Below are 9621 nucleotides of genomic sequence, written 5' to 3'. Positions count from 1 at the left end.
ACTGGCCCTATGCCGGCTACCGCGTGACGGTGTTCTCGACGGGTGAGGAACAGGCGCTGGAAGGCCCGAGCGGCCTTGGCGGCAACGTCCAGTTCTATCCGGTCAACGCGCTCGCCGAAGCCGGTGCGCGGGTCGAGAGCATCGCCAACTGGCATCCCAACGTGGTCGTCGATCGCGAACTGATTACCGGCCAGCAGCCGATGTCGGCTCCGGCCTTCGGCGACGCCCTCGTCGCCAAGCTGAACGCCGCGAAGAAGAAGTAAGCTGACGCTGTCGTTGGTGCGCGCGAGCCGAAAGGGGCACGCGCGCACCGGACATTCTGATCGGCAGCCGACTGAAGGTGTAAAGCCGCCTCAGTTCGATTGCCGACAAGGTGCCGGTCCACCGACAACTGGCTCTTGGACACCTGCTCCAGGCCCGTAGCGAGGACTTCAAGTCTCGCGATCAATCTCTCTCCCAATGCTCCACTGCAGCGGTCGCCCCGAAGCTTTCGGTGGGCAGCGGATGCTGTGGGTATTGCTTAAGTCAAGGTCTCCCACCGCGTGTACTCATGCCAGATCTAGCGCTCGATCTTCGATACCTGCGGTCCGCGATCGCAACAGCAGAGCATGGCAGCTTTCGTCAGGCGGCGATGTCGCTGAATGTTTCGCAGTCCACGGTGATCCGACGAGTCCAGCTCTTGGAGCATCGTCTCGGATTCGCAATCTTTCTCCGTGACAGGAAGGGTGTGTACCTCACGCCGGCCGGCGAGAACTTTCTGAAAGAGGCCACGCCGGGAATGAACCAACTCCGCCGCGCGATCCAGTTGGCCTCCGCGAGGCACAGAGGCGAGCATGGCGAGCTGAACATCGGCATCCTGGCTTCACTTGCGTCAGGCTTCCTCCAACTGGCACTGAAGGAATTCCGCGAGCGGAGCCCTGCCGTGAAGGTCATCCTTCATGAAGGGACCGCGCAGGAGAACCTCCACAAGCTTGCGCTGGGACGGCTGGACGTCGTCTTCATGACCGGTGAGCCCGAAATCGCCGGCCATGTCGCGCAGCGCCTCTGGACCGAGCATGTCTTCGTCGTTCTGCCCTCCGGGCACAGGCTGTCTGAAGCCGAGACGCTATCGTGGCAGGAGGTCAGGGACGAAACCTTTATCGTGAGCAGCGGCGGTCCCGGGCCGGAGATCCAGGACTATTTGATGAAACGGTTGGCGGATCTGGGCTTTCGGCCGACGATCGATGTCCACGAGGTGAGCAGGGAAAGCCTGATGCACCTGGTTGCGATCGGTTATGGGCTCACGCTCACCAGCTCCTCGACGGTCGGAGCATCGACGCAAGGCGTGGTGTTTCGGCCAATCGCCGGAGAGGACGAAGACCTTCCGTCGAGTGCGGTCTGGTCCCCCAGCAACTCGAACCCATCGCTCAAGCATCTTCTGGGCCTGGTCAAGAGATTGGCGAGCGACGTCGCCAAAAGGTTGACATGGTTGGCGCTCTGCATACTGATAGCTGCGAGCGCTGTCCCGGATCTCATCGACCTGGACGATCTCGCCGAGCCCGCGCGAATCCACGGTCGGTCTCTATGAACCTCTGGAGCATCGGTACGATGAGCCGAACCGGGTCTCCCACTGGTTGGCCCGTTTCACCGGCAAGGGCTTGCGCATAAGCGGTCAGGTCGCGATGCAACGCGGCGGGCAGCTCGACCGTGACCTTGACCGGCTTGTCATCGGCCAATGGGCCGAGTTTCAACTTCGGCATGTTCAACCTCCATAGGGCTCGAGGACGAGATCGCGGGTGACGATCACGCGCACCCCGAAACCCGGCCGGATCGTGAGCGTCGGGGCGATGTTGAGCTGGCGCCTGATGATCTGCTGACCCGCGTCGTTGATCGTGTCCTGCCCGCCGTTGCGGATCGCCTGGATCAGCCGATCGTCGTTGTTGGTGGCGAGTTCCGCGCCAACGCTGAGGAGCGTCGAGAGGCCGGCGGCCTTGGCGAGATCCCACCAGTGATAGTCGACACCGTCCTGCAGGCCGGCATTACCCTCGGCGTCGGCGCCGGGTTGACGCTCCAGAACAATCGAGCGGCCATTCGGGAAGATCAGCCGGTTCCAGACGAGAAGGACGCGGCTTTGCCCGAACTGCACATTGTTGTCGTACTGGCCGATGACGCGCGTGCCCTGTGGGATGAGCAGGATGCGCCCGGTCGGGCTGTCATAGATATTTTCCGTCACTTGCGCGGTGATCTGCCCCGGCAAATCCGAACGGATGCCGGTGATGAGCGCGGCCGAGATGACGGCGCCTGCCTGAAGGATATTGGGCGATGCTGGCGCGGCGACCCGGTCGGCGGCGACGGTGCGGCGATCGACGGGCGCATTGAGGAAAGCTTGCTGGCGCTCCTGGGCGGTGGGCGTCGCCGGCGGCGGCGCCAGCCCGAGGCTGGTCAAATCCGGAGGCGTCGGGTTGGGCTGGTTCGTCGCGACCGGCGCGGTATTGCGCGCCTCGGCGGCCGCGAACAGCCGGCTCGTGCGGGCGGTCTCGATCTCCTGGAGCCGGCGCTGCTCCTCGGCGCTGAGGCCGGGCTGCGGCGGGGCGACGCCGGGATTGGGCACGGGCTGACCCCGGTTCTGGGCGCTGACGATGGGCCGGCCGAGGTCGCCCGGCAGCGGCGGGCCGAGCTGGGGGACGCCGGTATAGTCGCGCGGCAATCCCTGCAGTCCGTCGGCCGTGTTGCGGTTGTCGGTCGAATACAGCTCCTCGGGCGCGCGACCGGAGTTGCGAGTCTGGAGCGCATAGACCAGCGCGCCGCCGATGCCGAGGCTGGCGACCAGGCCGAGCCCCGCAAGCACCTTGCGCGACAGCCGCGTCACGCGCGGCGTGTCGGCGCGCAGCCGCATCGGGGCGGCCGCGTCAGGCGTCGAGCCCGTCAGGGGCGCACCGGCGTCCTCTTCCTCCTTCCGGTCCTCGCTCACGACGCCGGCCTCCCGTCGGTACGGGTGATGCGGACGCGCTTCTGGGTGTCGCCGGAACCGAACCGCAGTTCGGCGGCAGCGAAGAGCCGGTCGACGATCATGTAGTTGTTGCGGACCCGGTAGTTGACCAGCTCGGAGGTGGTGCCCTCGGCGCCGACGACAAACAGGGGCGGCATCTCGCCTTGGGCGATGCCGCGCGGGAACTCGATGAACACCTGCCGGCCGTCGTCATAGGCGCGCAGCGGGCGCCACGGGGCGCGGTCGCCGGTGACCTCATAACGGAAGTTGATCCGCGAGAGATCGACGCCGGTTGCGACCGGCTGGGTGGCCTGCGCTTCCGCATTCTGGCGGCGCAAGGCGATGAGCTGGTCCTGCGGATATTGCCAGGACACCGAGGCCATATAGGTGCGCTCGGTCGAGCGCAGCTCCATGTGGTAGGTGCGCAGGTTGGTGTTGATGACTAGGTTCGTCATCAGGTCGGGCCTCGTGGGCTTCACTAGGATATGGACCTGCAGGGTCGCGCCGGCGCCGCTCTGCGTGTCGCCGATGATCCAGCGGACGGTATCGCCGGCGGCCACAGGCCCGGAACCGACGAGCTGCTCGCCGGGCTGGAGCGCGATGTCGGTGATCTGCCCGACGGCGGTGTAGACTTGGTAGAGGGCCCCTTGCGTGAAGGGATAGACCTGCATCGAATTGATGAAGCCGTCGCGTACCGGCTGGATGCGTGCGGCGGCGTTGGCTTGGTTGACGCGCGCGGTTGGATCGGCCGGCTCGGGCGCGCGGCGCGATTCCTCGACAGGCTTCATCTGCCCGGGGAGCGGTAGCGGGCGCGGCAGCTCGACGACCTGGACGGGGGCCGGCGGATCGACGGTCTGCACCGCGGCGGGCGCGTCGTCGTAGCTGATCTCCGGCGGACGCTGCGCGGTGGCGCAGCCGGCGAGCGTGGTGCCCGTGATCAGCAAAGCCGCGAATGTGTGGATGCGTAAAGCCGGTTCTCCGGCTTTACGGAAAATCGGCATTGTCATTGCCCCAGCTCCCGTGACCAAGAAATTGCGTTGACGTAGATCCCCAAGGGATTGGCCCGCAGCCGGTCGGCGTTGCGGGGAACCTGCACGACGATGGTGAGGATCGCCGTCCAGCGTGTGGTCTCGGCGAGCTGGCCGTTCTCGTAGCGGCGCTCGGACCAGGCGACGCGGAACGAGTCCGGCGACGCGCGGATCACGCTCGATACGTCGACGGCGATCTGCTGGCGCCCGACCTTGGTGAACGGGTCGTTCGAGCGCGCATAGTCGTTGAGCGCCGCGGCGCCGCGATCCGTGGTGAAGTCGTAGGCGCGCAGCCAGTTCTGCCTGACGATGATCGCGTCGGCCGGGATCGAGCGGACCTGCTCGATGAAGCGCGCGAGGTGGAACGCGATTTGCGGATCGGTTGGCTGATAGTCGGCGGTCGCTGGCGCGATCGCCTGCGCCTGGCCGAGCCGGTCGGTCTGTACCACCCATGGCACAACGGTGCCGCGCGCCGACTGCCAGACGAGCGCGGCGGCGAAGCCAGCCGAGAGGAAGAGCGAACCGAACGCCATGTAGCGCCAGTTGCGCGCCTGGACGCGCGCCGAGCCGATGCGGTCGTCCCAGACCTGGGCGGCGCGTTGGTAAGGCGTCTCGGGCTCGGGGGCTTTCCCGTAGTGAGTGGACGGTCTTCTGAACATCAGCGGTCGCTTTCAGAGAGGTTGATGGAACTGCCGCCGCCATGGCTGTCGCCGCTACGCACCGCATGGACCGTGGTCGACACGGCGTGGCTCATTTGTTGGGAGCGCTTCATGCGGCGGGCCCAGGCGGGCGGCTGATCGCCGGAACCGGATGCCGCAGGTGCGGCCTCGTCGGCTGCGCCGCCGACCGTGCCCATGGTCGAGGAACCGCCAGTCGCCTCGAAGGCGGCGCGGGCTCCGTCGGAGAAGTTGGAGCGCATGCTCTCGGCCGAGCGCTCGGCGGCACGGCGGAGCGGCGATGTGGCGGCCGAACCGGCGGCCCGGGCGACGCCGCCCAGGCCGCTGGCCACGCCCGAAGCGCCCGACTGCCCTGCGGCGCCCAGGCTGTAAGCGGTGGAAGCGCCGCCCGCGAGGGCCGCGCGTCCGCGAGCGGCGGCGGCCGCGCCTCCGGCCAGGGCGGCGCCTCCGGACGCGACAGCGCCAACGGCGGCGGCGCCTGAAGCGACCATGCCGCCGGCGGCAAGGCCGGTGCCGACGGCAGCGCCCGCGCCGAGCTGGGGGCCGCCGGAGACGAGGCCGTTAGCGATGCCCGGACCGAAGATGCCGAGGCCTAGCAGCGTCAGCGCCGCGAGCACGATCGCCATGGCCTGGTCGATGGTCGGCGTCGCGCCGCCGAAGCCGGCGGTGAATTCAGAAAACAGGCTCGATCCGATGCCGATGATGACGCCGAGGACGAGCACCTTGATGCCGGAGCTGATGACGTTGCCGAGCACGCGCTCGGCCATGAAGGCGCTTTTGCCGAAGAGCCCGAACGGAATGAGGACGAAGCCGGCGAGCGTGGTCAGCTTGAATTCGATCAGCGTGACGAAGAGCTGGATCGCGAGGATGAAGAAGGCGAGCAATACGAGCGCCCAGGCTAGCAGCATCACCGCGATCTGGATGAAGTTCTCGAAGAAGCTCCAGTAGCCCATCAGGTCGGAGATGGAGTCGAGGAGCGGTCGGCCGGCGTCGAGCCCCGTCTGGGCGACACGGCCCGGGCGCATCATTTCGGCGACCGTGAAGCCCGTGCCCGACGCCTTGAGGCCGAGGCCCGCGAAGCTCTCGAAGATGATGCGGGCCAGGTTGTTCCAATTGGAAATCAGATAGGCGAAGACGCCGACGAACAGCGTCTTCTTCACGAGGCGAGCGACGATGTCGTCGTCCGCGCCCCAGGACCAAAAGAGCGCGGCAAGCGTCACGTCGATCACGATCAACGTCGTCGCGATGAACGCGACTTCGCCGCTGAGGAGACCGAACCCGCTGTCGATGTAGCGGGTGAAGACCTCCAGGAAATGATCGATGACGCCGGTGCCGCCCATGATGTCAGCGAGCCTCGTTCGTATGGGAATCTGCGGCGGGCGCCGGCGTCTCGACGACGGGCTCGTGGCGCCGAGGCGGGTTGAGCGGCGTGCCTTGTGGACCGGGCGCCTGCGGCGCCGGCTGCTGGGGCACGGGCTGCGAGGGCTTCAGGAAGCGGTCGCGATTCTCCGCCCAGGTTTGCAGGCAGCCATCGTCGTGGGTGCCGGCCTCGCCGAGGCGCTGGCAGCGGCGCAGCTCGACCTTCAGCGGGTCGGCGGTCGCCTCCGTCGCCACGGCGAGGCTGCGGTAGATCGGCGGCTCGTCCTTGCGGGCGAGTTCGATGGCGGTTGCGGTGACCGCGAAGGTCACGAAGAAGACGGCGCCGATGCGGGCCAGGATCTTTCCGTCCATCGCCGCACCCTCAGTTGCCGCCATTGGGGAACATCTGCGCGTTGCCGGGCTGGTAGCCCGTCCCCGGCGTCAGGAAGCGGCGGCGCTGTTCGCGGCCCTGTTCGGCGGCGGCGGACCGCTCGGCCTCGGCGAGCGCCTGGGCCCGTCCGTTGGCGGAGACGACGGCGGTGAGATCGGCGAGCTGCTGGGCCTGAAGAGCGAGGAGCTGGTTGCCCGCCTGCGTCGCCTGCAAGGCGCCGGTCGCGCCCTGACTCTGGCCGACCAGGGCCGACATCTGCGTGCGGTTGGTGTCGATGTTGCCGACGACGCCGGCCTGGACGCGCATGGCGTCCTGCAGGCCGGCGACGGTGTTGTTCCAGCGCTCCTTGGCCTGCGCGACGAGCTGCTGGTCGGAGGCCGACATCGAGGCGCTGCCGGCCCCGTAGTTCGTGCGGAACGCCTGGTCGATGTTCTGGACGTTATAGGCGATGTTCTGAGCCTGGCTCAGGAGCTGCTGGGTCCGTTGCACGGACTGCTGGAGCTGCTGAAGCGACGAGAACGGGAGGCTCGTGAGATTGCGGGCTTGGTTGATCAGGGACTGCGCCTGGTTCTGGAGGCTCGTGATCTGGTTGTTGATCTGCTCCAGGGCGCGAGCGGCCTGCAGGACGTTCGAGGCGTAATTGGTCGGGTCGTAGACGATCCACTGTGCCGACGCCGGCGCGATCAGCACCGGCGATGCGGACAAAGGGATGGCGAGGATCGCGGCGGCGAGCGCCGCGCGGGGGACGCGCAGTTTCATGGCAGGCTCTCCAGGTTGGTGAGGTCTGGGATGAGGTCGGCGGCCCAATCGGCGCCGCGAAAACGCAGCCAGGCCGCGAGGAAGCCGTCGCGGCCGTGCTCGGTGACGATGCGGTCGATGGCGGCCTGGTCGGTCTTGGAGGAGGCGGCGCAGAGGGCGAGCGCGACGTCGGACAGGCCCAGCTCGAAGAGCCGGTTGCCCCGGCGGCTCTGGCAGTAATAGTCCCGCTTGGGCATGGCGCGGGCGAGGATCTCGATCTGGCGCGCGTTGAGCCCGAAGCGCTCATAGATCGCGGTGATCTGCGGCTCGATGGCGCGCTCGTTGGGCAGCAGGAGGCGGGTCTGGCAGCTCTCGATGATGGCCGGCGCGATCGCCGACCCGTCGATGTCGGAGAGCGACTGCGTGGCGAAGACGACGCTCGCGTTCTTTTTCCTGAGCGTCTTCAGCCACTCGCGGAGCTGCCCGGCGAAGCCCTCGTCATCAAGGGCGAGCCAGCCTTCATCGACGATGATCAGCGTCGGCTCGCCGTTCAGCCGGTCCTCGATGCGGTGGAAGAGATAGGCGAGCACCGCAGGCGCTGCGGCCGTCCCGATGAGCCCCTCGGTCTCGAACGCCTGGACGGCGGCGACACCGAGATGCTCGCTTTCGGCGTCGAGCAGCCGGCCATAGGGCCCGCCGACACAGTACGGACGCAGCGCCTGCTTCAGGTCGTTCGACTGGAGCAGCACGGCGAGGCCGGTCAACGTCCGCTCGCCGATCGGCGCGCTGGCGAGCGAGGAGAGCGCCGTCCAGATGAGTTCCTTGACGTCGGGCGTGATCGCGATGCTCTCGCGCATGAGGATGGCGACGATCCAGTCGGCCGCCCAGGCGCGCTCGGCCGTCTCGTCGATGCGCGACAGCGGCTGGAGCGCGACGCTGTCCGCGGAGCCTTCCGTCAGGCCGCCGCCGAGATCGTGCCAGTCGCCGCGCATCGCGATCGCGGCAGCGCGGATCGAGCCGCCGAAATCGAAGGCGAAGACCTGGGCTTTCGGATAGCGGCGGAACTGCAGCGCCATCAGCGCCAGCAGCACCGACTTGCCGGCGCCGGTCGGGCCGACGACGAGCGTATGGCCGACATCGTCGACGTGAATCGAAAACCGGAACGGGGTGGACCCCTCGGTTCTGCCGTAAAGCAGAGGGGGTTCGCCGAGATGGTCATCCCGTTCCGGCCCCGCCCAGACCGCCGATAGCGGGATCATGTGGGCGAGATTGAGCGTCGAGATAGGCGGCTGCCGGACGTTGGCGTAAACATGGCCCGGCAGCGAGCCGAGCCAGGCGTCGACGGCGTTGATCGTCTCCGGCATGGCCGTGAAGTCGCGGCCCTGGATGACCTTCTCGACGAGTCTCAATTTTTCCGCCGCGACGCGCGGATCGGCGTCCCAGACGGCGATGGTGGCGGTGACATAGGCTTGGCCGGCGAAATCGGCGCCCAGCTCCTGGAGCGCGAGATCGGCATCGGCGGCCTTGTTGGCCGCGTCGGTATCAACGAGGACGCTCGCCTCGTTGGTCATCACCTCCTTCAGGATCGCGGCGATGCTCTTTCGCTTGGAAAACCACTGCCTGCGGATCTTGGTGACGAGCTTGGTCGCGTCGGTCTTGTCGAGCAGGATCGCGCGCGTGCTCCACCTGTAGGGAAAGGCGAGCCGGTTGAGGTCGTCGAGAATTCCGGGCGTCGTCGCCGTCGGAAACCCGACGATGGTGAGGATGCGTAGATGCGTCTCCCCGAGACGCGGTTCGAGGCCGCCGATAAGCGGTTGGTCGGCGACCAGCGCATCGAGATACATGGGGGTCTCGGGGACGCGGACGCGGTGGCGCTTGGTCGAGACGGTCGAGTGCAGGTAGGTCAGCGTCTCGACGTCGGAGAGCCAGGCGCACTCCGGCATGAAGGCTTCGACGAGCTGCAAAATGCGATCGGTGCGGTCTATGAAGCCGCGCAGCGCCTCCCAGGCGTCGACGCCGCGTTCGGCCTTGCCTTCGTAGAGCCAGCTCTCGGCGCGTGCCGCGTCCTCGGCCGGCGGCAGGAAGCCGAACGTCAGGAAGTAGCTGGACTCGTAGTGCGCGGCTTCTTCCTCGAAATCCGCCTTGCGCTCCGCGTCGACCATCGCCGAGGCCGCGTCGGGAAAGCGGCTCGCCGGATAGGCGCCGACGGCATGGCGCTGCGCCTCGACGAAGATCGCCCAGCCGGAACCGAGCCGACGGAAGGCGCTGTTGAGGCGTCCGGCGACGGCGATCAGCTCGGCCTGCACGGCGCTGTCGAGATCGGGGCCGCGGAAGCGCGCTGTGCGTTGGAAGCTGCCGTCCTTGTTGAGGACGACACCGGGGCCGACGAGCGCGGCCCAAGGGAGGAAATCGGCGAGACGGGTCGAGGTCCGGCGGTATTCGGCGAGATTCATCATGGCG

At 67.5% G+C, this 9621-nt stretch carries 9 protein-coding genes and 1 pseudogene; 2 read left to right on the top strand and 8 right to left on the bottom strand.

What is annotated here, in order from left to right:
* Positions 1 to 263: pseudogene (locus tag ABKW30_RS28865) on the top strand (type 1 glutamine amidotransferase domain-containing protein); the annotation flags it as partial.
* Between the two features lie 287 nt (positions 264 to 550).
* A complete protein-coding gene (locus ABKW30_RS28860; protein ID WP_348602420.1) occupies positions 551 to 1567 on the top strand; it encodes a LysR family transcriptional regulator in 1017 nt (338 codons plus the stop codon).
* Here ABKW30_RS28860 and ABKW30_RS28855 read toward each other — a convergent pair.
* The 8 genes from ABKW30_RS28855 to trbE are packed head-to-tail and all read right to left on the bottom strand — an operon-like array spanning position 1512 to position 9617.
* Entirely contained in the window at positions 1512 to 1739 is a 228-nt protein-coding gene (locus ABKW30_RS28855; RefSeq protein WP_348602419.1) for a DUF2274 domain-containing protein, read from the bottom strand. The genes ABKW30_RS28860 and ABKW30_RS28855 overlap by 56 nt on opposite strands.
* 2 nt (positions 1740 to 1741) lie before the next feature.
* The gene (locus ABKW30_RS28850) at positions 1742 to 2950 is read right to left on the bottom strand and encodes a TrbI/VirB10 family protein (RefSeq protein ID WP_348602418.1); all 1209 of its coding nucleotides are present in this window, start codon (positions 2948 to 2950) and stop codon (positions 1742 to 1744) included.
* The gene (trbG, locus tag ABKW30_RS28845) at positions 2947 to 3975 is read right to left on the bottom strand and encodes a P-type conjugative transfer protein TrbG (RefSeq protein WP_348602417.1); all 1029 of its coding nucleotides are present in this window, start codon (positions 3973 to 3975) and stop codon (positions 2947 to 2949) included. Before trbG ends, ABKW30_RS28850 begins: the two co-directional genes overlap by 4 nt.
* The gene (gene trbF, locus ABKW30_RS28840) at positions 3972 to 4655 is read right to left on the bottom strand and encodes a conjugal transfer protein TrbF (RefSeq protein WP_348602416.1); all 684 of its coding nucleotides are present in this window, start codon (positions 4653 to 4655) and stop codon (positions 3972 to 3974) included. Before trbF ends, trbG begins: the two co-directional genes overlap by 4 nt.
* Positions 4655 to 6013, bottom strand: a complete 1359-nt coding sequence (gene trbL, locus ABKW30_RS28835) for a P-type conjugative transfer protein TrbL (RefSeq protein WP_348602415.1) — start codon at positions 6011 to 6013, stop codon at positions 4655 to 4657. Before trbL ends, trbF begins: the two co-directional genes overlap by 1 nt.
* A 4-nt stretch (positions 6014 to 6017) precedes the next feature.
* The gene (gene trbK-alt / locus ABKW30_RS28830) at positions 6018 to 6404 is read right to left on the bottom strand and encodes a putative entry exclusion protein TrbK-alt (RefSeq protein ID WP_348602413.1); all 387 of its coding nucleotides are present in this window, start codon (positions 6402 to 6404) and stop codon (positions 6018 to 6020) included.
* 10 nt (positions 6405 to 6414) lie between these two features.
* Complete coding sequence (trbJ, locus tag ABKW30_RS28825; protein WP_348602412.1) at positions 6415 to 7182, bottom strand: P-type conjugative transfer protein TrbJ; 768 nt, start codon at positions 7180 to 7182, stop codon at positions 6415 to 6417.
* Complete coding sequence (gene trbE, locus ABKW30_RS28820) at positions 7179 to 9617, bottom strand: conjugal transfer protein TrbE (RefSeq protein ID WP_348602411.1); 2439 nt, start codon at positions 9615 to 9617, stop codon at positions 7179 to 7181. The genes trbJ and trbE overlap by 4 nt, the downstream gene beginning before the upstream one ends.
* Positions 9618 to 9621: the final 4 nt, after the last annotated feature.

It is taken from the genome of Phyllobacterium sp. SB3, from assembly GCF_040009165.1.
GTDB lineage: Bacteria > Pseudomonadota > Alphaproteobacteria > Rhizobiales > Rhizobiaceae > Phyllobacterium.
Note: the sequence above shows the minus strand (reverse complement) of the source record. Positions and strands in the feature narration are given on the sequence as shown.

Coding starts and splice junctions, on each gene's coding strand:
- ABKW30_RS28860 (WP_348602420.1), top strand. CDS start 551: ATGCCAGATCTAGCGCTCGATCTTCGATACCTGCGGTCCGCGATCGCA.
- ABKW30_RS28855 (WP_348602419.1), bottom strand. CDS start 1,739: ATGCCGAAGTTGAAACTCGGCCCATTGGCCGATGACAAGCCGGTCAAG.
- trbG (WP_348602417.1), bottom strand. CDS start 3,975: ATGACAATGCCGATTTTCCGTAAAGCCGGAGAACCGGCTTTACGCATC.
- trbF (WP_348602416.1), bottom strand. CDS start 4,655: ATGTTCAGAAGACCGTCCACTCACTACGGGAAAGCCCCCGAGCCCGAG.
- trbL (WP_348602415.1), bottom strand. CDS start 6,013: ATGGGCGGCACCGGCGTCATCGATCATTTCCTGGAGGTCTTCACCCGC.
- trbK-alt (WP_348602413.1), bottom strand. CDS start 6,404: ATGGACGGAAAGATCCTGGCCCGCATCGGCGCCGTCTTCTTCGTGACC.
- trbJ (WP_348602412.1), bottom strand. CDS start 7,182: ATGAAACTGCGCGTCCCCCGCGCGGCGCTCGCCGCCGCGATCCTCGCC.
- trbE (WP_348602411.1), bottom strand. CDS start 9,617: ATGATGAATCTCGCCGAATACCGCCGGACCTCGACCCGTCTCGCCGAT.